Source organism: Flavobacterium crassostreae (assembly GCF_001831475.1).
In the GTDB taxonomy this organism is placed as follows: Bacteria; Bacteroidota; Bacteroidia; order Flavobacteriales; family Flavobacteriaceae; genus Flavobacterium; species Flavobacterium crassostreae.
Genome location: NZ_CP017688.1, coordinates 2,508,901 through 2,533,354, shown reverse-complemented (window position 1 = coordinate 2,533,354; position 24,454 = coordinate 2,508,901). Strand labels below are relative to the sequence as shown.

The 24,454-nt window shown below is 35.4% G+C and carries 24 protein-coding genes; 16 read left to right on the top strand and 8 right to left on the bottom strand.

Annotated features, from left to right (window positions below; all coding sequences use genetic code 11):
• Window positions 1-78: 78 nt before the first annotated feature.
• Both LB076_RS11255 and LB076_RS11250 read right to left on the bottom strand, forming a co-directional pair.
• A complete protein-coding gene (locus tag LB076_RS11255; protein WP_066335746.1) occupies window positions 79-966 on the bottom strand; it encodes a carbon-nitrogen hydrolase in 888 nt (295 codons plus the stop codon).
• A gap of 68 nt (window positions 967-1,034) precedes the next feature.
• Window positions 1,035-1,607, bottom strand: a complete 573-nt coding sequence (locus tag LB076_RS11250; RefSeq protein WP_066335588.1) for a pentapeptide repeat-containing protein — start codon at window positions 1,605-1,607, stop codon at window positions 1,035-1,037.
• 586 nt (window positions 1,608-2,193) lie between these two features.
• Here LB076_RS11250 and LB076_RS11245 point away from each other — a divergent pair.
• The 4 genes from LB076_RS11245 to LB076_RS11235 are packed head-to-tail and all read left to right on the top strand — an operon-like array spanning window position 2,194 to window position 4,467.
• A complete protein-coding gene (locus LB076_RS11245; protein WP_066335587.1) occupies window positions 2,194-3,411 on the top strand; it encodes a sensor histidine kinase in 1,218 nt (405 codons plus the stop codon).
• Window positions 3,412-3,433: 22 nt separating this feature from the next.
• On the top strand, window positions 3,434-3,688 hold the full coding sequence (locus LB076_RS13800) for a CHASE3 domain-containing protein (protein WP_066335584.1): 255 nt from the start codon (window positions 3,434-3,436) through the stop codon (window positions 3,686-3,688).
• 24 nt (window positions 3,689-3,712) lie between these two features.
• Window positions 3,713-3,907, top strand: a complete 195-nt coding sequence (locus tag LB076_RS13795; protein ID WP_232505652.1) for a CheR family methyltransferase — start codon at window positions 3,713-3,715, stop codon at window positions 3,905-3,907.
• Window positions 3,886-4,467: a chemotaxis protein CheB gene (locus LB076_RS11235; protein ID WP_066335582.1), complete on the top strand. Its 582-nt coding sequence runs from the start codon at window positions 3,886-3,888 to the stop codon at window positions 4,465-4,467. The genes LB076_RS13795 and LB076_RS11235 overlap by 22 nt, the downstream gene beginning before the upstream one ends.
• Window positions 4,468-4,516: 49 nt before the next feature.
• Here the strand turns inward: LB076_RS11235 and LB076_RS11230 are convergent, their stop codons facing one another.
• From LB076_RS11230 to LB076_RS13670, 3 genes are all read right to left on the bottom strand, one after another.
• Window positions 4,517-5,533, bottom strand: a complete 1,017-nt coding sequence (locus LB076_RS11230; RefSeq protein ID WP_066335581.1) for a helix-turn-helix domain-containing protein — start codon at window positions 5,531-5,533, stop codon at window positions 4,517-4,519.
• Window positions 5,534-5,740: 207 nt separating this feature from the next.
• A complete protein-coding gene (locus LB076_RS11225) occupies window positions 5,741-6,076 on the bottom strand; it encodes a hypothetical protein (protein WP_066335579.1) in 336 nt (111 codons plus the stop codon).
• Window positions 6,077-6,144: 68 nt separating this feature from the next.
• Window positions 6,145-6,306: a DUF1328 family protein gene (locus LB076_RS13670; RefSeq protein ID WP_078055296.1), complete on the bottom strand. Its 162-nt coding sequence runs from the start codon at window positions 6,304-6,306 to the stop codon at window positions 6,145-6,147.
• Window positions 6,307-6,665: 359 nt separating this feature from the next.
• Between LB076_RS13670 and LB076_RS11210 the strand changes: the two genes are divergently transcribed.
• From LB076_RS11210 to LB076_RS11195, 4 genes are all read left to right on the top strand, one after another.
• Window positions 6,666-7,022, top strand: a complete 357-nt coding sequence (locus LB076_RS11210; RefSeq protein WP_066335575.1) for a hypothetical protein — start codon at window positions 6,666-6,668, stop codon at window positions 7,020-7,022.
• 166 nt (window positions 7,023-7,188) lie between these two features.
• Complete coding sequence (locus LB076_RS11205; RefSeq protein ID WP_066335573.1) at window positions 7,189-8,271, top strand: efflux RND transporter periplasmic adaptor subunit; 1,083 nt, start codon at window positions 7,189-7,191, stop codon at window positions 8,269-8,271.
• 27 nt (window positions 8,272-8,298) lie between these two features.
• Entirely contained in the window at window positions 8,299-11,463 is a 3,165-nt protein-coding gene (locus LB076_RS11200; RefSeq protein ID WP_066335570.1) for an efflux RND transporter permease subunit, read from the top strand.
• Window positions 11,456-12,889, top strand: coding sequence for a TolC family protein (locus tag LB076_RS11195; protein WP_066335568.1), 1,434 nt, complete (start codon window positions 11,456-11,458; stop codon window positions 12,887-12,889). The genes LB076_RS11200 and LB076_RS11195 overlap by 8 nt, the downstream gene beginning before the upstream one ends.
• Before the next feature lie 89 nt (window positions 12,890-12,978).
• On the opposite strand, the gene LB076_RS11190 is transcribed toward LB076_RS11195, so the two are convergent.
• Together LB076_RS11190 and LB076_RS11185 are read right to left on the bottom strand one after the other, a co-directional pair.
• A complete protein-coding gene (locus LB076_RS11190; RefSeq protein ID WP_066335566.1) occupies window positions 12,979-13,419 on the bottom strand; it encodes a KTSC domain-containing protein in 441 nt (146 codons plus the stop codon).
• A gap of 163 nt (window positions 13,420-13,582) precedes the next feature.
• Window positions 13,583-13,831, bottom strand: coding sequence for a hypothetical protein (locus LB076_RS11185; RefSeq protein ID WP_066335563.1), 249 nt, complete (start codon window positions 13,829-13,831; stop codon window positions 13,583-13,585).
• A gap of 83 nt (window positions 13,832-13,914) precedes the next feature.
• Here LB076_RS11185 and LB076_RS11180 point away from each other — a divergent pair, with 83 nt between their 5' ends.
• Both LB076_RS11180 and LB076_RS11175 read left to right on the top strand, forming a co-directional pair.
• Window positions 13,915-14,460, top strand: coding sequence for a hypothetical protein (locus LB076_RS11180; RefSeq protein ID WP_066335558.1), 546 nt, complete (start codon window positions 13,915-13,917; stop codon window positions 14,458-14,460).
• Window positions 14,461-14,601: 141 nt separating this feature from the next.
• Window positions 14,602-16,221, top strand: a complete 1,620-nt coding sequence (locus LB076_RS11175) for an ABC-F family ATP-binding cassette domain-containing protein (RefSeq protein ID WP_066335557.1) — start codon at window positions 14,602-14,604, stop codon at window positions 16,219-16,221.
• A 67-nt stretch (window positions 16,222-16,288) separates the two neighbouring features.
• Here the strand turns inward: LB076_RS11175 and LB076_RS13995 are convergent, their stop codons facing one another.
• A complete protein-coding gene (locus LB076_RS13995) occupies window positions 16,289-16,462 on the bottom strand; it encodes a hypothetical protein (RefSeq protein ID WP_176699283.1) in 174 nt (57 codons plus the stop codon).
• Between the two features lie 224 nt (window positions 16,463-16,686).
• Between LB076_RS13995 and LB076_RS11170 the strand changes: the two genes are divergently transcribed.
• From LB076_RS11170 to pdxH, 6 genes are all read left to right on the top strand, one after another.
• Complete coding sequence (locus tag LB076_RS11170) at window positions 16,687-20,394, top strand: collagenase (RefSeq protein ID WP_066335554.1); 3,708 nt, start codon at window positions 16,687-16,689, stop codon at window positions 20,392-20,394.
• Window positions 20,395-20,694: 300 nt separating this feature from the next.
• Window positions 20,695-21,234 carry a bifunctional pyr operon transcriptional regulator/uracil phosphoribosyltransferase PyrR gene (gene pyrR, locus LB076_RS11165; protein WP_066335552.1) on the top strand — a complete coding sequence of 180 codons (540 nt, stop codon included), beginning with the start codon at window positions 20,695-20,697 and terminating at the stop codon, window positions 21,232-21,234.
• A 68-nt stretch (window positions 21,235-21,302) separates the two neighbouring features.
• Complete coding sequence (locus tag LB076_RS11160; protein ID WP_066335550.1) at window positions 21,303-22,229, top strand: aspartate carbamoyltransferase catalytic subunit; 927 nt, start codon at window positions 21,303-21,305, stop codon at window positions 22,227-22,229.
• A gap of 53 nt (window positions 22,230-22,282) precedes the next feature.
• Entirely contained in the window at window positions 22,283-22,615 is a 333-nt protein-coding gene (locus tag LB076_RS11155; RefSeq protein WP_066335548.1) for a ribonuclease Z, read from the top strand.
• 56 nt (window positions 22,616-22,671) lie between these two features.
• Window positions 22,672-23,577 (top strand): ribonuclease Z, encoded by a 906-nt coding sequence (locus tag LB076_RS11150; RefSeq protein WP_066335546.1) that lies wholly within the window; start codon window positions 22,672-22,674, stop codon window positions 23,575-23,577.
• Between the two features lie 35 nt (window positions 23,578-23,612).
• A complete protein-coding gene (pdxH, locus tag LB076_RS11145) occupies window positions 23,613-24,257 on the top strand; it encodes a pyridoxamine 5'-phosphate oxidase (RefSeq protein ID WP_066335545.1) in 645 nt (214 codons plus the stop codon).
• The last annotated feature ends 197 nt before the right edge of the window (window positions 24,258-24,454 follow it).

The window sequence follows — 24,454 nt, the reverse complement described above, 5'->3', positions numbered from 1 at the left end:
GACTATAGCAACTGCTGTAGTCCATTTTTTGTAGGTGTTACTAACTAAATTATTTTAGCGGTTACAAATGTGTTGGGATTAGTCAATTGCACGTTTGGTTATGTCTCCAAAGGCATCAATTCTTCGGTCTCTAAAAAAAGGCCAGTTCTGACGCACGTTTTCTTGCAAATCCAAGTCTACCTCCGCAATTAAAATTTCTTCTTTATCATGAGAGGCTTGCGCCAAAATTTCTCCTTGTGGTCCAGCAATAAATGATGCTCCCCAAAATTCAATACCATCTGTGTCCGGAAGGTATTTTTCAAGACCAATACGATTTGCGGCAGCCACATACACTCCGTTGGCAACAGCGTGCCCTTTCATTACATTCATCCAAGCGCCATATTGATTAGCGCCATATTGTTCTTTCTCTGCAGGATGCCAACCTATTGCAGTAGGATAAAATAAGGTTTCAGCTCCTTTAAGGGCTGTAAGTCTTGCTGCTTCAGGATACCATTGGTCCCAACAAATTAGGGTGCCTATTTTTCCTTTTTGCGTAGGGATGGTTTTAAACCCTAAATCTCCAGGTGTGAAATAAAATTTTTCATAAAAATGAGGGTCATCCGGAATGTGCATTTTACGGTACAATCCTGCCTCTGTCCCATCAGTATCTATAATGTAGGCACTATTGTGGTAAATGCCAGCCATTCTTTTTTCAAAAAAAGGAACAATAATTACTACAGACAACTCTTTTGCTAAAGCGCTAAAAGCAATAAAAGACGTACTGTATAATGGTTCTGCTATAGAAAAATTAGCTACATCTTCACTTTGGCAAAAATAATGGCTACTGTACAATTCTGGCAACGAAATTACCTCGGCACCTTGGCTGGCGGCATCCCGTACCCAATGCAAGCATTTTTTGAGGTTGTTTTCGGCAACATCATTAAGATTTAATTGGATAACGGCTATTTTATATTTTTTATTTGGCATCATAATAAATTTTAGACTACAAAAATAGGGAATTTTATAAACAGTAAAAAGGGGCTGGGTTTATAAAATTATGGGCTTACACAAATGTTATGTTTGGTTAACAATCCTTTTATACCATCCATTGAAAAAAGCGCTTTTTTTATTTTTGTTTTTTCGGGATCTATGGTATAATTATAACTGGTTCTAAAATTGGCTTTAATAGCCGTGGCGTTAGCAAATTCGGCACGGTACAAATCACAACGATCAAAAAAAGCCTCGGTTAGATCGGTATTCATAAAATCTACGGCAACCATACTGCATTGTTCAAAGGGGGTTCTTTTCATTTTTAACGTATAGAATTTTGAAAAATCCAAAATACTATTTTTAAAATGTACCTCAAAAATAAGCGCATCGCACATGGCAAAATTGACCCCGATTATTTTGCAATAATTAAAATGCACGCCTCGAAAGGCTACGTGATTTATATTGGCATGTTCAAAATTGCAATGGGTAAATACACAATCAATAAAAGTTACTCCAATAAAATTACACAAACTAAAATCACAACTATTAAATTGGCAAGATTCAAATTCTTGCTGGTTTAAATCCGTTGTTTTAAAAGAGGTGTCAGTATAGATTTTATGGTATAAATAGTCTGTCATTTAGGGAGGGAAAATTGCGATATAAAAAACAACCAATTGGCTTTGCAAATTAACAAAATTTAAGAGCATCTTTTTAAGATGGTTTTTATATTTTTTGCAAATGATATCTAGTATTTATAGAGATCTTTTTTGTGGGTATGAAAACTCTTTTTTGGAAGCTCTATTTGCACAATTGTATTAAAATACTCGGGTCCATTTAAAGTCTATTTATAGAGATTAAATTAGTTGTAGTGTTTTAGGGTACAATTTGTTAGGCTATTTTGTAGCACTACAATTTACACTATTTTGGTATAAAGTTATAAGATTATAAGGCAGAAGTGTTCATTTTTTTATTTTGAATAATTGCGCTCAAATTACCGTTTTTTTACCAAGGTTTATAACTTCTTTTTTTTATTTTTGAATGGTAATACCTGTTTTTTTTAATTAATTGAATAGTAAATAAAGTTCAAAACAGCTTTTTTTACCCAAAAAAAGGAATTTTATACCAAGCTTATAATGGGTTGTAATATGTAAAATTATTTCAAAATTAATGCCCTATTAATGTGTCCTTTTATTAAAAAAAAACAAAGGGAACAAAAACAAATTTATGATACTAATTGTGGATGACATTAAGGCTAATTTAATAGCTTTAAAAAAGATATTGGAGCTTCAGGATTTAGAAGTTGAAGCGGCAGAATCTGGTGAAGAAGCCTTGAAAAAAATCCTAAAAAAAGAGTACGCCCTTATTATTATGGATGTTCAGATGCCAGGTATGGATGGTTTTGAAGTGGCGGAAATTTTGGCAGGAAGCAACCGAACTAAGAATATTCCGGTAATTTTTTTATCTGCTGTCAACAAGCAAAAGAATTTTATATTTAAAGGCTACCAAACCGGTGCGGTAGATTATATTACTAAACCGGTAGATTCGGATTTATTAATCCTTAAGGTTAAAACTTTTTTAAAAATCTATCAGCAGCAAAACGAACTCTTGGTTATCAAAGATTTATTATCTAAAGAGATAGAAATTAGAAAAGAAGCTCAAGAAAATTTAGAAATAAAAATTGCCGCTAGAACCAATGAATTAGTTACCAAAAACGAAGAATTAGAACTCAAAAATCATGAATTGCAGCAATTCTCTTGGGTGGTATCTCATGATCTAAAAGAGCCTTTGAGAAAAATTCAGATGTTTATCCATATCATTAAAGATAATTATTTGCTACAAGATGATAAAGCCAAAGATTATGTAAACCGTACCGTAAAAGCAGCCGAAAGAATGCAAAATTTGATTACGGATTTGCTAGAATACTCCCGTTTATCTGCCACCGTACGGCCTGAAAAAGTAGCTTTGGATGTTTTGGTGCACGAGGTGATTACAGATAATGATCATTTGATAGAAGAAAAAAAAGCTACTATTACGGTGCATAATTTGCCTACAATTATGGGTATTCCATCGCAATTGCGGCAAGTATTTCAAAACCTAATAGGCAATTCGCTAAAGTTTACCAAAGATGGAGTGCCACCTATTATTAATATTCGTTCGGAACGCATTGCTAAACGCAGTTTGGATAGTGAGATACAAGATGATGGTGCCTATTGTAGGATTTTTATTCAAGACAACGGAATAGGATTTGATGAGCAATATTTGAGTAAAATTTTTATGATTTTTCAAAGCTTGAGCGATCGAAAAATTTATGAAGGAACTGGAATAGGTTTGGCAATTGCCAAAAAAATTATCGAAAAACACCAAGGCTTAATTACCGCCAAAAGTCAAGTGGATGCAGAAGCAACTTTTATTTTGGTTTTGCCTTTACAATTAAACAATTAAATAATTTTGGATTTTGCATCACATGAAAAACAACTTTAAACGAAATTTATACCTCAGTTCCGCCATATCTCTAGCAGCCATGCGCGGTTTTTTGATCACAGGCAGAGAAGATTTTTTAAATCATTTTGACCAATCCGAAGAAGAAGCCCATGCAGCATTTGATAAAGTACAACAACTCACTGTAGATAATCCGGTGCAGCAACGCAGCCTAATGGAACTCAAGCCTGTTAGAACAAAATTGTTTCAGTTTTTAAGATACCGAATAAGTGAAAAGTGAGTAGGTAAATTCAATGAATTTGATTTGATATTATGCAGAAATGTAATGATTTATTTTGATAAAAACCTGCAAGAAAGAGCCTTGAATCTTTTTGATCAAAGTTTATCTCCATTGGGTTATCTTGCCTTAGGAAGCAAAGAGACACTAAAATTTGCCTCCATGAGCAAAAACTTTAAACAGCTCAACAAACAAAAAATATGGAGAAAAATAAAAGAATAACCCATTTTGATGCAGTAGTTTTGGGTGGTTCTGCTGGCAGTTTGCATGTTTTGATGGAGATACTGCCCAAACTAAAAGCAAACGCACCTTTTGCTTTGGTTATTGTAGTACATAGAACCAGTTCTGCAGACAGTATGCTCGAAAATTTGATTGCATTAAAAACAAGCATGCAAGTTAAAGAAGTAGAAGACAAAACACCAATCCTGCCGGGTAGTATTTACATCGCTCCGGCTAATTACCATTTGTTGTTTGAAAAAAACAAAACAATTTCGTTGGATATTTCCGAAAAAATAAATTTTAGCAGACCCAGTATAGATGTCTCTTTTCAATCTCTAGCAGAGGTGTACAAAAACTCTTTACTAGGCATTCTGCTCTCTGGCGCAAATGCAGATGGAACCAAAGGGTTGTTAGCCATTCATAAAGCCGGCGGTACTACCATAGTACAAAACCCTTTGGAGGCCGAAATGCCTTTTATGCCCCAACATGCCCTGCTTCAGGCACATCCAGATCATACTCTAAATACCCTCGAAATTAGCAACTTTCTGTTGGACTTAGTCTAAAAAAAAAACAGCCTATTTCTAAGCTGTTTTTTATAAAAATAAAAATATATTACGCTGTAATAGCTAACGAATTTTGACTGTATTTGTATTGTTTAGGGCTGCAATGGTATTTTTGCTTAAATATTTTAGAAAAATAACTTCTACTACTAAACCCTATAGAATATACAATCTGCGAAATGGTCAGATCACTAGTTCTAATTAGGCTTTCGGCTCTTTCAATACGTACCAAGGTTATAAAATCATTTACCGTAGTTTGGTGCATAATTTTAAACCCTTCTTGCAATTTATTGGGAGATACTCCTGTTTTCTGACTCATTGATTTTAGGGAGTATGCTGCTGAGGGATTTTTTTTGATGCTCTCCGAGAGCAATCTAATATCCTCAATCTGCTTTTTGGTCAAGCCAATTTCGGTAACTTTACTGCTGTTTACCGCTGCGCTAAAACCTTCAATTTCTGTGGCCAAAACAATTTGTAAAATACCTTTTTTTAATAAATTTCCAACTATTCCTTTTTGGTTTACTGCTCTCAATTGTGCTATTTTGGTGCTAATGCTATTATTTTGAATTCCATAATACACACCATCGGGTCTGTTTTCAAAAAAAGTATGTTGAATTTTAGAATACAAAGAATCGCTCTCTGGCATAAAGTGATTTTCGACCACAATAAGTGCAATTTTTGTAGGAGTATTTTTTGGGATCCAAAACACATTTTTGGCTTTTGCCTTAGCACAAGAGATAATGATATTTTGATCTGCTTTAATAACTCTTTTTTCGGGCAGTGCATCCAATGCATGCGTCACAGTACCTTGCGAGCAGTAAATAAAGTAGCTAGGCAAGGATGGTATGTTTTGTAAACTAATACGGATATCTTCCGTAAAACAAACCGCTAGGTTTATATAGTGCATCTCTTTGGAGTAGGATATAGCTTCGATGCTCCCTTTTATCAAATCGGAGTCAAAGCGCAGTTTAAACTCATTGGTGCTACAATCCAAAAAACCATTTAATTTCGTTTTAAGATATAGCATACTTTGTTTTAAAGAGCCCGATGGAATGTCTATATTTTTCATCACAATTTGTATTAATTTAGTAAGCCCAGCTGCTTCATTGTTATGTGTAACAAAATGGGTTGTTTTTATAAATCCAAATTTCGGGATAAAGTCTATAGTGTGTATTATACAATTAGAACCTAATGTTGCGTAATTATAAGTGCCATTAGTTTAAAAAAAACCATGCCACTACCCAAACCAAAAGTAGCAGCATGGCGTTAATAAAAATTAAACTTCTTTTATTTCTTCTCTATCCGAGCAGTTTTCTTCCGGAATAGCATTAAAAAAAGAAGCCGCATCTAAATCTGCTGCTGGACCATAACCTACTAAATAGGTACCCTTGGCGGCATCTGCGGTTTCTAATACATACAGTATAGACATATCTTCGGGATTACTCATGCCTTCAAATCGGTGCTGTGCCACAATGTAGAGTTCTTCGGGATGGTATTTGTACTTGGATTCGGTATGGATCAAGCGGTTTTCCTGAAATAAAAAATTAGTGGTATATCCTTTGTCTTGATACTTTTTAATGTAATCAATTTCGTGTTTTGCGTATTCTTCCATAAGTTTTTAGTTTAAATTGAAAAAAAAATCATTGCTGGGACAAAATCCACTGGAATGGTATTTGTTTTTTATAGTTTTTTTCGACCACTAATTAGAGATAAAATAAATAAAACTATAAAGATAAAAAACAAAATTTTGGCAATACTAGCGGCGCCAGCAGCAATTCCTCCAAATCCAAAGATACCAGCGATTATTGCTAGAATTATAAATGTAACGGTCCATCTTAACATAATTATTTTTTTTTGAGTTAGTAACTATTTTTTTGTTGGTACAAAATTGGCAAAAACAACCCATAGAGTTTAACGCAATCCATAAAAAAAGTAACGCAATCCATTTTTTTTACGTTTGTTGTAAAACTGTTTTTTACTCTTTTTACACCAATTTGCTGCAACTAGCAAGTTTGTTTACTACAATAAATATTATTCTTAAAATAGTATTAAAAAACCTAATTTATTAAAAATTTCAATTTACTTTTGACCTGATTTTACAATCCATTAAAAGATGCTTTGCTTGTTTTGAAGTGTTTTTTTTCAAGAAAAAATTAATTAGAACTCAAATGAGAGTAGTCTTGTTTTTTATATACTCGTATATGCTTCTCTTAGGCGGAGCAAACAAGCTACAGGCTAGCCTTCAGTATACCCAGACAACGCCTCACTTAGAGTCTGTTTTTTTTAAAAATACTCAAATAAAAATCTCAAACAAAAGCCAAGACACCAACCTAATTGAAGAAACAAACACCGAGATAGAAGAAGAAGGTTGTTTTGATGTCTCTAAAAAAAATGTCCTTGACGCTAAGCAAACCAACAACAAATACTATTTGCCTTGGTACCAAAACCTTTGTGCAGTAGCTATGCTAGCTAAAGAGGTTTCAATTTTAAAAAGCACCACTTCTTTTTGTGGTTATTCTTCCCCGATTTTTGCCAGACAACGCGTATTACGAATTTGAGCATTACACCCCAGTAGTTGCTCTAAATCCGTGTGCTCCATACTTCCTAAAGTAAATTAGGTAGGTTTTTTGGTATGGATACATTTTAGGCAGCTGCTATTTTTTTTACTCCCTCAAGAGAGGTATAATTAGCACCCATTGCACTGCTTAAATTTTATTTTAGATCATGAAAAAAACACTCCTAATTACGGGCTTTTTAGCCGCGTTGTTCCTTGTTAGTTGTAACTCCAAAAAAGAAGAAAAAGAAGAACCAACCAAGTTCACGGTTACCAATCCGGTGGTTATAGATACCTCCTTTACCAAAAAGTATGTTTCGCAAATCCGATCCGTACAAAACATTGAAATCCGGGCACAAGAGCGTGGTTTTTTGCAAAATATTTATGTAGATGAAGGCCAGTATGTAAAGGCAGGCCAGTTACTGTTCCGAATCATGCCCAAAATGTACCAAGCCGAGTTGCTAAAGGCCCAAGCCGAAGAAAAAGCCGCCGAAATTGAATTGCAAAATGCCAAAACCTTGGCCGATAAAAACATCGTTTCCAAAAACGAGCAAGCAATAGCTATAGCTAAAGTACAACAAGCGCGAGCCGAAGTATCCTTGGCCAAATTGCATCTGTCTTTTACCGAAATTAGAGCGCCATTTGCAGGAACAATTGATAGAATACCCAAAAAACTAGGAAGCCTAATAGAAGAAGGGGAGCTGCTTACTAGTTTGTCCGACAATAGCGAAATGTTTGCCTATTTCAACGTTTCGGAACCCGAATATTTAAATTACCAAACCGATATTAAAAACCGTGCAGACAACAAAGTAAGCCTATTATTGGCCAACAGCCAGTTATTAAAATACAAAGGAAAAGTAGAATTAATAGAAGCAGAGTTTGATAGCGAAACAGGCAATATTGCCTTTAGGGCTCGGTTTCCTAATCCAGAAAAACTTTTGCGAAATGGCGAAACAGGCTCTGTAATGATGACCGTTCCGTTGCATGAAGCCTTAGTGATTCCTCAGAAAGCAACCTACGAAATACAAGACAAAAAATTTGTGTTTGTAGTAGATAAAAACAGCACCATTACATCCAGAGAAATTACCATAAAAGGCCAAATGCCAGATCTGTATGTTATTGCTACTGGTATTACAGCAAAAGAAAAAATACTATTGGATGGAATTCAAAAAGCAAATGAGAACGATCAAATCAAATTTGAGTATATAAACCCCAATAAAGTGTTGTCTAGCTTAAGATTAAAAGCAGAATAATTCATTTAACGCTATAAAAAGATAAAGATGTTTGATAAATTTATACAAAGACCCGTACTGTCGATAGTTATATCGTTGGTGATTGTGTTTTTGGGAATACTGGCCATGACCGGATTACCTGTAACACAATTTCCGGCCATATCTCCTCCAAAGGTCAACATTACCGCAGCTTACCCTGGAGCCAACGGGGAGTTAATGGTTAAAGCCGTAGTTATTCCGTTAGAAAGAGCCATTAATGGCGTTCCAGGAATGAAATACATTACCTCCGATGCAGGAAATGACGGAGAAGCCTCCATACAAGTAATTTTTAACCTAGGCACGGATCCCAATCAAGCCGCCATTAATATTCAAAATCGTGTGGCTTCGGTCATCAACAAACTACCGCCCTTGGTAGTTAGAGAAGGATTAAAAATAACCCGAGAAGAGCCCAACATGCTCTTATATGTCAATTTATTTAGCAAAGATCCCAAAGCAAATCAAAAATTTCTGTACAACTATGCCGATATTAATATTTTATCGGATTTAAAGCGGGTTAATGGGGTAGGTTTTGCAGATATTTTAGGAAATCGGGATTATGCCATGCGTATTTGGTTAAAACCAGACCGAATGTTAGCTTACAAAATTTCGGCCGAAGAGGTAATGGAGTCCTTAAGCAACCAAAGTTTAGAAGCATCGCCTGGTAAAACAGGAGAAAGTTCTGGTAAAAGATCCCAAGCCTTTGAATATGTATTAAAATATAAAGGAAGATACACCACCAAGGAAGGCTATGATGACATCGTGGTACGTGCCAATCCAGATGGCGCATTGCTCCGACTAAAAGACATTGCAGACGTAGAATTTGGTAGCTCCATGTATGATATTTATTCTAGTATTGACGGCAAACCATCTGCAGCAATAACCATCAAGCAATCCTACGGCAGTAATGCCAGTCAGGTTATTAAAGATGTTAAAGCAAAATTAGAAGATCTAAAAAAATCTTTTCCAAAAGGGATGGATTATGAAATCAGTTATGATGTATCTAAATTTTTAGACGCTTCTATAGAAAAAGTAATCCATACCCTTGCCGAAGCATTTATACTAGTAGGTCTAGTGGTATTCTTGTTTCTGGGAGACTGGCGTTCGACCATCATACCAGCCATTGCGGTTCCAGTATCTTTGATCGGTACCTTTGCTTTTATGCAACTCTTTGGTATTACCATCAATTTAATTACCCTATTTGCGCTAGTATTGGCCATTGGAGTAGTGGTAGATGATGCCATTGTGGTTATTGAAGCCGTACATGCCAAAATGGAAGAAGAACATCTTTCTGCCCGAAAAGCGACCAAAAAAGCCCTATCCGAGATTGGTGGGGCCATTATTGCCATCACGTTTTTAATGGCGGCTGTTTTTATACCCGTAGCATTTATGTCTGGACCTGTAGGTATTTTTTACCGTCAGTTTTCTATTACGATGGCTACTGCAATTATCCTCTCCGGTATTGTTGCCTTGACTCTTACACCAGCATTGTGTGCTTTGATGCTAAAAAACAACCACGGCAAACCACGTCCTAAGAATTTAATTAATACATTTTTGGATGGTTTCAATAAAAAGTTTGATCATTTGTCTGAAGGCTATAGAAAAGTATTGGCTATTTTTATCAACAGACGATCGGTTTCTATTGGAGTATTGCTTGCCTTTTGTATTGGGATTTTCTTTATCAATAACAGTTTGCCTTCTGGATTTATTCCAAACGAGGACCAAGGAATGTTTTATGCCATTATTCAAACTCCTCCAGGATCTTCTTTAGAAAGAACCAACCAAATTGCCGAAAAATTGCAAAAAGTAGCCGAAAAAATAGATGGCGTGCAGTCTGTATCTGCATTGGCAGGTTACGAGATTCTAACCGAAGGTACTGGAGCCAATACCGGTACGTGTTTAATTAATTTAAAAAGTTGGGAAGAACGCCACGAAAATGTCGAAGAAATTATTAAAAAATTAGAAGAAGAGACCAAAAATATTTCTGGAGCTACTATAGAGTTTTTTCAGCCTCCAGCAGTGCCTGGATATGGCGCCGCGGGTGGTTTTGAATTGCGATTGCTTGATAAAGCAGGTTCCGGAGATTATAAAAAGATGGAAACCGTAAGTAGAGAATTTGTTGCGGCTCTTAAAAAACGTCCAGAACTTACCTCTGTTTTTACTTTTTATAGCGCTAGTTTTCCGCAATACATGCTGGATATTGATAACGATATTGCGCAACAAAAAGGCGTAAGTATTGAGAATGCCATGAATACCTTATCTACCTTAGTGGGTAGCAATTACGAAACAAACTTTATAAAATACGACCGACAATATAAGGTAATTGTACAGGCCTCACCAGAATACCGAGCTTTGCCAGAGGATATCTTAAAATTATATGTAAAGAACAACCAAGACGAAATGGTGCCTTTTTCTGCTTTCATGAAAATGAAAAAAGTATACGGACTCTCTGAAATCACCAGACACAATATGTACAATGCTGCCGAAATCAGTGGCGCTCCCGCCATTGGATTTAGTAGCGGTACTGCCATTGCAGTTGTAAATGAGGTAGCTGCAAAAACGCTTCCTAGAGGTTTTGGTATTGATTGGGCAGGTATTTCAGCAGATGAGGTAGCCAGAGGCAATGAGGCAATTTATATTTTCTTAATTTGTTTGGGTTTTGTGTATTTGGTTCTTGCAGCCCAATACGAGAGCTTTGTTTTGCCACTGATAGTAATTTTGTCTTTGCCAGCAGGTATTTTTGGAGCTTTTTTATTCTTAAAATTAGTTGGTTTGGATAACAATATTTATGCCCAAGTCTCCTTTATTATGCTTATTGGTTTGCTCGGAAAGAATGCCGTATTAATAGTAGAATTTGCAGCACACAAACACAGCCAAGGCGCCTCCGTAATTGCAGCAGCCACAGAAGGAGCTATGGTACGTTTTCGGCCTATTTTAATGACCTCTTTTGCTTTTATAGCAGGTTTAATTCCGTTAGCAGTGGCTTCGGACCCAGGTAAAATTGGCAATAGAACATTGGGTTCTGCAGCCGCAGGAGGGATGCTTATAGGCACCCTGTGTGGTGTGGTACTTATTCCGGGGCTCTATTTTATTTTTGCTACCATTTCCGAAAAACACAAACTCTCTAAAGACGAAGATGAAAATCCATTAACCGAAGAAATTACGCATCATGTTTAAATCAAAAATATATCCCTACTCGTTACTAATTCTCGGCACTCTGGCCGTGATTAGTTGCAAAACCCCTGCTACGGTTACCGATACAGCCTACAAAGCAATACCAGAGCATTTTGGTAGCAGTACCGATACAACCAATACTGCAGCAATAGCTTGGAAAAATTATTTTAAAGATCCCAATCTTGCCTTGCTGATAGAGATTGCCTTAAAAAACAATCAAGAACTAAAAATAACGTTGCAAGAAATAGAAATAGCCAAAAACGATATCCTGGTTCGCAAAGGAGCTCTATTGCCTACGGTAGGTCTTAGAGCAGGTACTGGAGTAGAAAAAGTAGGACGTTATACCAGCCAAGGCGCCGGAGATGCTACCACCGAAATTACTCCAGGCAAAGAATTTCCGGATCCATTGACGGATTTTAATATTGGCGCTTATGCAAAATGGGAAGTCGATATCTGGAAAAAACTTCGCAATTCTAAAAAAGCGGCAGTAAACAAGTATTTAGCCACTATTGAGGGCAAAAATTTTGTAGTTACAAATCTAATTGCTGAGGTTGCCAATTCGTATTACGAATTAATGGCACTAGACAACCAGTTGGATATAATAAAACAAACCATTGTTTTGCAACAAAATGCCCTCGAAATTGTTAAAATCCAGAAACAAGCAGCTAGAACCACAGAATTGGCAGTACAAAAATTTCAAGCAGAGGTGTTTTCGTCTAAAAGTATGGAGTTTGAAATCCTACAGAAAATAGTAGAAACAGAAAACCGCATCCATTTTTTATTGGGGCAATATCCCGAAAAAATAAAAAGAGATAGTGGTACTTTTATGCAAACAGCCTCGGCAATTATTGCCACCGGAACTCCCTCTCAATTGCTATCCAATAGGCCAGATATTAAACAAGCCGAGTTGGCTCTCACAGCGGCAAAACTAGATGTAAAAGTAGCCCGTGCGGCTTTTTATCCTTCTTTAGATATTTCGGCTGCATTTGGTTTACAGGCTTTTAAAACATCTTATTTGGCTCAATTTCCAGAGTCTTTACTGTATAATTTGATAGGAGATATTGCAGCACCTTTGATTAATAGAAATACAATCAAGGCAGAATTTGCGTCTGCTAATTCCAGACAACTGCAGGCATTGTATGCGTACCAACGAACTGTTTTGAATGCCTATTTAGAGGTTGCTACCCAAATGGCTACTATGGCTTATTTAGAAAAAAGATACCAACTAAAAGCCGAACAAGTAGCAGCCATGAACCAATCGATAAGTATAGCTGGTGATTTATTTCAGTCTGCAAGAGCAGATTATTTTGAAGTTTTAATGACCCAACGCGATGCTCTTGACTCCAAACTAGAATTGATTGAAACCAAAATCAAACAACGGAACGCTTTTGTTTTGATTTATAGAGATTTGGGAGGTGGTTGGCAATAAACGAGTTTATTATAGAAACAATAAAAGCCCAATTTGTAAATTGGGCTTTATTATTTTAGGCTTTTGTTTGTTTAAAACAAGATCAAAAACTAATCTTGATTGATTGTTTTTCTCCAAACATACGAGTTCAAAATGTGTCTTTTTGCAAATCTTCCAGGAGAAGATGCATTTACCATTTTTACGTAAGTAGCTTTAGGGACACTAATGTATTCGTAAACGCTTCCGTTTGAAAAATTAATAATCAATCTACCTTCTACAAATTTGTAATCTGTAATGGTTGCAATATTGATTGTTTCGGTATATTCGGGTAAGTTTACTTTAATAGTTTCAGGATTGATACTTACCAAAAAGTGGTATGCTTCAATTATTTTTTTACTATTTTCTTCTGCAGCTTTCAAACCAGCTTCGTCTCCTTGAAATTTATCTGGATGGGATTCTTTCATCGCATTGCGATAAATGGTTTTTAAATCTTTTAGCTCTGCAGTTTTATCTACATTAAGTAACTTGCGGTATTCAACTATTTTTTTCATAAATAAGGTAACTACTTGTCTTTTAATTTAGAAATTAATTCAATTAATTTTAAAAAACAACAATTTTTTGCAAAGGTACACTTTTTTTTAAGTTTTTACTTTATACCCCCAAAAAATAAAATTTTCTGGTTTTGGATCTACAAAAGCAATTCTGTTGTGGTGCTTACTGTTGTGGTTTGTGGTTTGCTTTGTCAAAGTTTTTAGACTTTTTTGGATATTGATTATGACTAATATCACTTGGGTTTTCTATCACAGATTTTATGGTAATTAAATCTCCAATGGCATGTTTGGATTGTACCATTTTATAATCTAAGAGATAGATGCCGCAAAAAAAATTGTTGTTTTCGTCTTTTTCAATTACTCCGGTATAGATCCCTTTTTGTAACATTTTTTCGTCTGAAGTCTTGGTCATCGTTGTTGTTTTAATTTGTAGGCGCCAAAGTTAAGCATTTTATTGGCAGTTTTGTCTTTAAGACATTCTGATTATATTTGCGCATGCAAAAAAATTTCAAACCAGCTCCTAATGCTTTCAAACACACCTTTTGTGTTTTTCAGGAAGTACCTATCTCTGCCACCGAGGGTTTAAAAGTACAATACCAAAGCAAGGCGGGTAGTACGTATTATTATACCCCATTGGGTATGTATCGTTGGTCCAATCATTGGGGCAGGTTAGCAAACAGCAAATGGCGTTTGGTTGCACTAGAGCAGCAGCCCACAACTACTAAGTTTAAGTTAGGTTTTGCGGCCTGGGACGGATTTTATCCCGATAATAATACCGATTTATTGTATTATTTGGAGGTGGATTATACCCGCAAAACGGTAAATTACCAACATAAAAACAATCCATTGTACGATAAAAGAGCGGTTTTGCGCAACAGTTTGGATACTACCAAAAAAATCAAACAAATCCGAAATTTATTTGCCCTTACCTCTTGGGCCAAATATTATGAATTTGAAGATCTAGATCTGCTCCGAAAACGTATTATTGACCAATTGGTGTATACCAACGCTAGCTTAGAGGAGATTAAAAAAAGTATTTAAATTAATTTTTTTTGCAACAAAAAATAAAAGGTATTTTTTTAATAAAGAACCCAAAGAACAACACTAGGATTAAGAGGGCTACAATTCTAAGAAATCAGTATTTTTTTTGTAATTTTGCGAAAATTTATAAAATAAACATTCATGTTAACAGTTAATAATTTATCCGTCCAGTTTGGTAAACGAATATTATTTGATGAGGTAAATACTACTTTTACCCATGGCAATATATATGGTGTTATTGGAGCTAATGGTGCTGGAAAATCTACCTTTCTTAAAATAATTTCGGGCGAGATGGATCCTACCTCAGGACACATTCATTTAGAACCCGGAAAACGCATGTCGGTTTTAAACCAAAACCACAACATGTTTGATGCGCATACTGTTTTAGAGACCGTAATAATGGGAAACAAAATTTTATATGCAGTCAAAAAAGAAATGGACGAACTCTATTTAGATTATAATGACAAAAATGCGGATAGAATAGGAGAGTTGCAAGTACAGTTTGAAGAAATGAACGGTTGGAATGCAGATTCCGATGCGGCTTCGATGCTTTCTAATTTAGGCATTGGAGAAGAACACCATTATACCTTAATGGCAGATCTAGAAGGAAAAATTAAAGTGCGGGTTTTGTTGGCGCAAGCCTTATTTGGAAATCCAGATTTATTAATCATGGATGAGCCTACCAATGATTTGGATTTTGAAACCATTGCTTGGTTAGAAACCTTTTTGGCAAATTACGAAAACACCGTAATCGTGGTATCGCATGACCGTCACTTTTTGGATTCGGTTTGCACCCATATCTCGGACATAGATTATAGCAAAATCAACCACTATTCTGGAAACTACACTTTTTGGTACGAATCCAGTCAATTAGCAGCCAAACAACGAGCACAACAAAATAAAAAAGCCGAAGAAAAGAAACAAGAATTAGAAGAGTTTATACGTCGTTTTAGTGCCAACGTAGCCAAGTCAAAACAAGCTACTTCGCGTAAAAAAATGATTAGTAAATTAAATATATCCGAAATAAAACCCTCTAGTCGTAGGTATCCAGCAATTATTTTTGATCAAGAGCGAGAAGCAGGAGATCAAATTTTAAATGTTCAGAATTTAAGTGCTTCGGTAGATGGAGAACTATTGTTTAAGGGTGTGGATTTGAATATGGCAAAAGGAGACAAAATTGTGCTTTTTTCTAAAGATTCTCGTGCTACTACCGCTTTTTATGAAATAGTAAACGGAAACAAACCAGCAGATTCAGGCACTTATGACTGGGGAGTTACGACCAATCAGGCGTATTTGCCGGTAGAAAACCATTCTTTTTTTGAAAATGATTTGTCTCTGGTAGATTGGTTGCGTCAATGGGTTAAAACCGAAGAAGAGCGCGACGAGGTAAATATCCGAAGCTTTTTGGGTAAAATGATTTTTTCGGGCGAAGAAGCCTTAAAAACCTGCAGAGTATTATCTGGAGGAGAAAAAGTGCGCTGCATGATGTCTCGAATGATGATGGAAAGAGCCAACGTGTTGTTGATAGACGAACCAACAAATCACTTAGATTTAGAGTCTATTACGGCCTTTAATAACTCTTTAAAAAATTATAAAGGATCGGTTATTTTTACCACACACGATCATGAATTTGCACAAACAGTAGGAAATAGAGTGGTGGAGCTAACTCCCAACGGAGCCATAGATAGCTACATGACCTTTGACGAGTATTTGGATGATGAAAAAATTCAAGAATTACGAATCAAAATGTATGCAAAATAACTTGTAGTATCTTTGGTATTACAACCAAAACTCCTGTAATTAATTTTACAGGAGTTTTTTTATACGGTTATTTTTTTCCAAATAATTTTGCTACCCCAAACAGTACCAAAGCAATAATAGCAATAACCATAAAAATTCCTACTCCCATTCCGGCTTTAAAAATACCCCCAATAACCTCACAACTTGTGAAGGTAAATGCTACTGTAATTAATGTTAGTAATGTTGTTAATTTGTTTTTCATAATACTTTTTTTTTGATTTACTACAAAATTAGTTTTTACATAAAATATCTAGTTATACAATTATCAAATAATGTTATGCTTTTTGTGTCCTGAAAACATATTTTTATAAAATAAATCATGTTTTTTGTTGTAAATCTTTATAAAATAATAAATAATTATACATTTGTTGTTTTTAAATTAACAAGTAAATCAACATTCTTAAAAGGATGTGAAATTTTAAAACTATGAAAAAAAAACTATTTAAGATTATGCAGCAAGTAGGTTTGTTGTTTTTAGGCTTTAATGTTTTGGGGCAACAAGCTCCACCTAAAGAACTGTATAATTCTAAAGACCAATTGACCGTGTGTTCAAGAGGTGTTGTGAAAGAACCTAATACAGCAATAAAAAAAACAAATAAGTTTTTAGCTAATTGTCCTGGCACAATGGCAACATGGGCGTCCTATAGTGGTAGTGCTTTAGTGCAACAATTAAAAGCAGCTACAGATTATGATGGCTGTTTGCGTACTTTGTTTTCATTTGATGCTAGTTATGGGCCTTCTTTGTTTTCTAATGCAAATGTTGCTATTGTTGCTCAAGAAATGTATTCTATTTCTATCTCGCACGATGGAACATTAAATAGTGGTATGCTTGGTCTTGCTACCTACTTGCATGCGGCTAGTTATCATGATTTTTTTCAAACTTCAGTTAATTTTGATGCTAATTCTACCCAAAAATATAACAATGCCGTGGAGTCTTTCGCAAACAATGCGCATTTATGGGATGTTACAGAAAATGCATTGTTAATTTTAGATGAATATTTGATAATGTGTGATGCTACAGGTTTAAGGCATAAACCTGCTATTATTAATGTTGTAAAAACAGCCATGAAAAACTTGACAGTTTTGGACAATTGGAAAACAATAGTTAATGACGATGCTTTAATGCAAAAATACGTTACTGCATATAACAGAATGTTTTTTTTAATGTTTAGAGGGATCCAACCTGTTGATCCTTTATTTGAATCGGCTTTAAATACAGATTCTGAATTTATAAGTTTAATGTCAAAATTGGCAACAGATTCAGAATTAAAGACAAATAATACCTTAGAGCTAATTCCAAATAATTCTATTGGAGAAATGGTTAGGATGATGACTAGCTCTGTTTTAAAACCTAAAGTAGAGCCTTATCTTGCAGATATTGTGAAAACATTGCCAAGACTAACTCCTAATTGGTACAGAATTATAAAGGCGATTAACGAATCAGGAAACTGTTCAGCCTATTCCTTGTGTGAAAACATAGATGCTATTAAGTCCGAAATAGACAACATGTTGTTTCCTAATACCTTTACTTTTGATGATGGTAAATTAGTTGTTAAAACACCTCTTAGTTACGAAACTGTTTTACCATTATATTATGCATCCAAGCAAGTACAAGCACAAGTTTTTAGATTTATAGAAACAGATGCTGCTGTGGCTAATGACCCTAACATTAAATTAAATATGGTTGTTTATGGTACTTTGGCAAACTACCAAGATTGGCAAACCTTGTTAAATGGAATTGACACCAACAATGGAGGGATGTATATTGAACGAGGCGCTACTTTTTATACTTATGAAAGAACAACAATGGAAAGTACTTTTTCATTAGAAGAGTTATTTAGACACGAGTACGTACATTATTTACAGGGGCGCTACATGGCTAATGGTTTTTGGGGAGAGTCTCCAATTTATAAAAATAATCGTTTGGTTTGGTTTGAAGAAGGGATGGCAGAGCATTTTGCCGGAAGTACGGATACTCAGGGCGTGACAATTCGTGAGAGTCAAGGTAGTGCTATAAAAAATGAAGGCCCTTCAGAATACATGACAGTAAGTCAGATTTTGAGTGCGGATTATAATAATGGGTTTAAGTTTTACCGTTATGGAAACATGCTATGGTCCCATTGGTTCAAAAACGATATGGCAACCGCTAAAGAGTTGGTTAGGTTGGTTCGAGCAGACGATGTAGCGGGGTATGATGCAAAAATTAACCAATTAAAAGCTAATAGTGCCTTACAAACTTCGTTTGTTAATTATTTGAATAATACTGTGATAAAGCATGAAAATTGGTGGGCTGTTACAACCCCATGGAAAGAGGATAAACTTTATACAGTAGGCGCTCCGGCTGATGTACAAACTGAATTTATCGCTCTAACGGGTAAAACAGCTATAGCTGCACTCGAGGCAACGACTTCTTTAAGACGTTTTAGTCTTACAGGGACCTTTACAAATGGCAATTTTGATACCTCGCTCAATGATCTTATTAAAAAATTAAATACAAGTCCTACGATAAATAATTTTAAATATCTCACAGGATATTATAAAAATATTTCAGGAAATACAGCCACCTACGTCATAACTGGTCCCTTAAGGAATGCAAGTGTTGATGATGCGGTTGATGCTCAATTTTCGTCTTCAACAGTAGCAACAATTACTGGAGGGTCTGTAAAATTTAAAAATCAGTCTACGGGTTACATAAAAAGTTATCTATGGTCGTTTCCTGGCGGAACACCTGCTACTAGTACTGATGCAGAGCCTATTGTGAACTATCTGTCGGCGGGTAACTACAATGTGGAATTGGTTGTAAACGGAAACAATAACTCCAGCAATACGATGCTAAAAAAGGATTATATTAGTATTTATTCTAAGCCAACTAGAGTGTATTGTAATGCATCTGTAGTTTATGACTATTCCAGCATACTAAATGTTACCTTTGCTAATATAAATAATGATTCTCAAGGGTTTCCTCTAAATGGGTATGCTGATTTTACTAATTTTTTGGCTCAAGTAGATCCAGGTAAATCGTACCCAATTGAGGTTTATCCAGCGCATTCAGCCCAAGGAAACAATATAAACGTCTGGATAGACTGGAATCAAAACGGACTGTTTACTGACCCAGGAGAACGGGTGTTTTCTTATGAAGGAATAAATGCGGTTGGATCAATTTTAATACCTTCAAATGCAACTCCAGGAGTTACAAGGATGCGGGTGCGTTATTCTTATGGAAAAACCTCTGATCCGTGTGGTGAAGATTCTTACTTTGGAGAAGTTGAAGATTATTCGGTTTTGGTGAAATCTAGTTCCAATACCGTAAGCATTGCAACACCAACTAATTTGGTAGCATTGCCAAATATTAGCTCGTTAATGGTTGAGTTAAGTTGGATTGATAACGCTACAAACGAAACATCTTATGTGGTAGAAAGAGCCTTGCCAAATGGAGTATACAATCTTTTGGCCACCCTTAGTGCTGATGCAACAACATATACTGACACAGGTTTAATGGCAGGGGTAACGTATTCGTATCGGGTAACTGCTAAATCAAATGCTGTTTCCTCTATGTTTTCTAATGTTGTTGTTGTCCCTATGTCAATCACTCCAACACAAACCACCTTAGCAAAACCTATAATTACCGATGGGGATCTATATGATACGGGCTTTTATGCCTATTGGAATACCGTTATAAATGCTACGGTATATGAAATAGAACTAAAAAATAGTTTGGGAGAATGGACTTCTTTTTCGACTACTATCGAAGGATTATTATGGGTACCTAAATCGGGTACACAAACAATATATGATTTTAGAGTTAGAGCAAAAAATGCTACCGAATTTAGCCCTTGGAGTTATGCCGTAGCAAATTTGAATGACAAAACATTCACGCTCTCTACCTTGTTTTATGAATTAAAGAAAAAAGGGTTTGCAATGTATCCTAATCCAGCCTCAGAAACAGTAAATTTTAGTTTTACCAACATGGATACCAACAAAATAACTACAACAATATACAATTTAGAAGGTGCTGTTATTGATGTAATTAAAAACCCATTAAGTTATAGCCTTAAAGGTCTTTCAAGCGGGATGTATCTTGTAGTGGTTTCAGATGGAATATTCAAGCAGACAAAAAAATTAATAATAAAATAATTCGTTTTTTTTCTTATTTTTTTGAGTAATATATTAAAAGCACTTGTAGATTATCTCAAGTGCTTTTTTTAGTTACTATAAGTGTTAAATAATACATTGGGTTTTGCCAAAAAAAGCCTAAACCATCATTCGGGTTTTGATTGGTGACATAAATTAGTAATTACAATCTCTGATGCTTTCAACGGGTTCTTTTAAATAGGGGATTTTAGATTAAAAAAAACACAGAATATTCTAAAGCTATAATTTAGAAATCCTAAACAGGAATTTGTATATTTGCCCAACCAAACCTTATATAGCATTATGACTCAAAAAGTTTTACTTAATTCCAAAGAAGTCAACATCATTTTACACCGTTTGGCTTGTCAATTGATTGAAAAACATCTCGATTTTAAAGACACCATTCTTGTGGGGATTCAGCCCCGAGGAACATTTATGGCAGAACGATTAAAGACAATTTTAGAAAAAGAGTACCATACCCCAGAGATTCAATTGGGTTATTTGGATATTACTTTTTTTAGAGATGATTTTCGTAGAACCGAAAAACCATTAGAGGCCAATAAAACCAAAATTAATTTTATTGTCGAAAACAAAAAAGTTATTTTTATAGATGACGTGTTGTTTACCGGTAGAAGTATTCGGGCGGCTTTGACTGCAATTCAGTCCTTTGGAAGACCCGCAGAGATTGAATTGTTGGTTTTAATAGATAGGCGTTTTAGTCGTAATTTGCCAATACAGCCTGACTATAGAGGCAGACAAGTAGATGCAATTAACAACGAAAAAGTAAAAGTAAATTGGAAAGAAAACCAAGGAGAAGATGCCGTTTACTTAATCACTAATTAAATCCACTCAGATCCACAACGTTGTGAAATTTGACCGCTAACCTTATATACTATTTTAACCATACAAAAATGAAAGAATTAAGCGTAAATCATTTATTAGGCATCAAATACATTACCCCAAATGATATTGATCTTATCTTTGAGACTGCAGATCATTTTAAAGAAGTTATCAATCGCCCTATTAAAAAAGTACCTTCGTTACGCGATATTACCATAGCAAATATTTTTTTTGAAAACAGTACCCGTACCAAACTTTCTTTTGAGTTAGCCCAAAAAAGACTATCGGCGGATGTTATAAGTTTTTCGGCGGCACAATCTTCTGTAAAAAAAGGCGAAACCCTGATAGATACAGTCAATAATATTCTTTCTATGAAAGTAGATATGGTAGTGATGCGTCATGCTACTCCTGGAGCGGCTTATTTTTTGTCCAAAAATGTAAAAGCAAGTATTGTAAACGCAGGAGATGGAGCCCATGAACACCCCACGCAAGCCTTATTGGATAGTTACTCCATTAGAGAAAAATTAGGCGATGTGGCAGGAAAAAAAGTAGTGATTGTAGGCGATATTTTGCACTCCAGAGTAGCGCTTTCTAATATTTATGCCCTGCAAATGCAAGGTGCAGAAGTTAAAGTATGTGGTCCTAAAACCTTAATTCCAAAATTCATAACCTCTTTGGGGGTTAGCGTAGAGCCAAATTTACGAAAAGCATTAGAATGGTGTGATGTAGCCAATATGCTACGAGTACAAAACGAACGTATGGACGTGAATTATTTTCCGTCAACCAGAGAATATGCACAACAATATGGCCTAGATAAAACCCTATTAGACTCCTTAAATAAAGAAATAGTAGTAATGCATCCTGGTCCAATAAATAGAGGGGTAGAAATAACCTCTGATGTAGCAGATTCTAAACAATCTGTAATTTTGAACCAAGTAGAAAACGGTGTAGCAATTAGAATGGCTGTAATCTATCTTTTGGCTTCAAAAATCCAATAATTTAATAAAACCTTATTACCTTAGCCACCTAGTAATTCTTTAAACAAAACACAATGAAAGTGGACCATAAAGCACATGCCGTTATACTTAAAGATACACAAGGAGATTTGGCCTCTTTTATACTTAAAGTGACCCAACAATATAAAACTTTTGAAAAGCAGAACATCACCATCGATCTTTTGAGTTATAAAGCGCTTAATAATACCGATTTAGAACTGTTTTTGCCCCTTGCAGAACAACATACAAACGCCCAAAAATCTTTTGTAATTGTAGCAGACGCCATAGATTTTAACGCCGTTACAGAAGCATTAATAGTAGTTCCATCCTTGTTAGAAGCCCATGATATTATTGAAATGGACGAAATAACCCGAGATTTAGGATTTTAAATCGACCTTACTATTGCGGTAGTACCTTGCTTTAGATTAACCCATAATTTTTTAGATTGAATCTAACTATACTTGGCTGCTATGCTGCCACACCACGTACCTTTACCAATCCTACGGCACAAATAGTAGAAATAAAAAACCAACTATTTCTAATTGATTGTGGTGAGGGGACACAAGTACAGCTGCGCAAAAACAAAATAAAATTTTCTAAAATTAACCGTATTTTTATTTCTCATTTGCATGGGGATCATTTTTTTGGGCTAATAGGGCTAATTTCGACCTTTATGCTACTCAACAGAACTACAGATTTACATATTTATGGCCCAAAAGGAATAAAAGAAATTATAATACTACAGCTAAAGTTAGCCAACTCTTGGACTAATTATAAGTTAATTTTTCATGAGTTAGAATCCACCGAAAGTACCCTAATTTATCAAGACGATAAAGTTGTGGTAAAAACCCTGCCTTTAAAACATCGGATTTATACTAACGGTTTTTTGTTTGAAGAAAAAAGCGCCCCTAGAACCCTAAATATTGCCGCAGTTCAGCACCACAACATTGAAAAATGTTACTACCAAAACATTAAAAACGGCAAAGATATTACCTTAGATACGGGAGAGGTATTAGATAACAAAACACTTTCTTTTGACCCGCCCAAGCCCATGCGTTATGCCTTTTGTTCGGATACTGCTTATAATGAAGCTCTGATCCCTTTGTTAGAAAACGTAGATGTACTCTACCATGAGGCTACTTTTTTAGAGTCGGAAGCGGCATTAGCGGCTAAAACCATGCATTCTACCGCAAAACAAGCCGCTGCAATTGCACTCAAGGCCAAAGTACAGCACTTGATTTTGGGTCATTATTCTACACGTTATAAAAACACTACTTTGTTTGCGCAAGAAGCCATGGAGGTGTTTCCAGATGTTTTACTGGCAGAAGATGGTAAAAGCTTTGAATTTTAACCAATTATACGTATAACCTATAAAAAAAGCACACGATGAATGATCTGAGTAATTATAGAAAATCCTACGAAAAGAGTGAATTGTTAGAAACCAATGTTCCCGAAGACCCAATAAACCTATTTCATAGATGGTTTCATGAAACAGAAGAATTTGGTGGTACCGAAGAGGTAAACGCTATGACAGTAGCTACAATTGGTACCGATGGTTTTCCAAAATCAAGAGTGGTGCTTTTGAAAAAATTTACCGAAGAAGGATTTATTTTTTATACCAATTACAATTCTGAAAAAGGAAAAGCAATTGCGGCCAACCCAAATGTGTGTCTTTCTTTTTTTTGGCATGGAATGGAGCGTCAAGTAATCATTAAAGGAATTGCCCAAAAAACCCACGAAATGGTATCGGATGCTTATTTTGACTCTCGTCCGGATGGCAGCAAATTAGGTGCCCATGTTTCTAACCAAAGCGAGGTGGTTTCTTCTAGGGATTATTTGGAACAAAATTTATCCAAACTCGAGCAAGAATACGAGAGTATCGTTATACCTAGGCCACAACACTGGGGCGGTTATTTGGTAGTTCCTATCACGGTAGAATTTTGGCAAGGCAGACCCAACCGTTTGCATGACAGAATCCGGTACACTAGTCAAGAGGATTATAGCTGGAAGATAGAACGATTGTCTCCTTAATTATAGTATGGTAAGTAAAATCTGTTATTTGTTGTTAAAACAATCGATTTTGGTCTCTTTATTAGGGTTTGTATTTGTATTTTATGTAACTTTAGTATTATTTTTAATTCTAAATCTATTTGAAAAGCAATTGTATTGATTTTTAGGTATTGGATTTAAAAAAAACACTTGTTTATTTTAGTTAGTTAAAAAGAGGC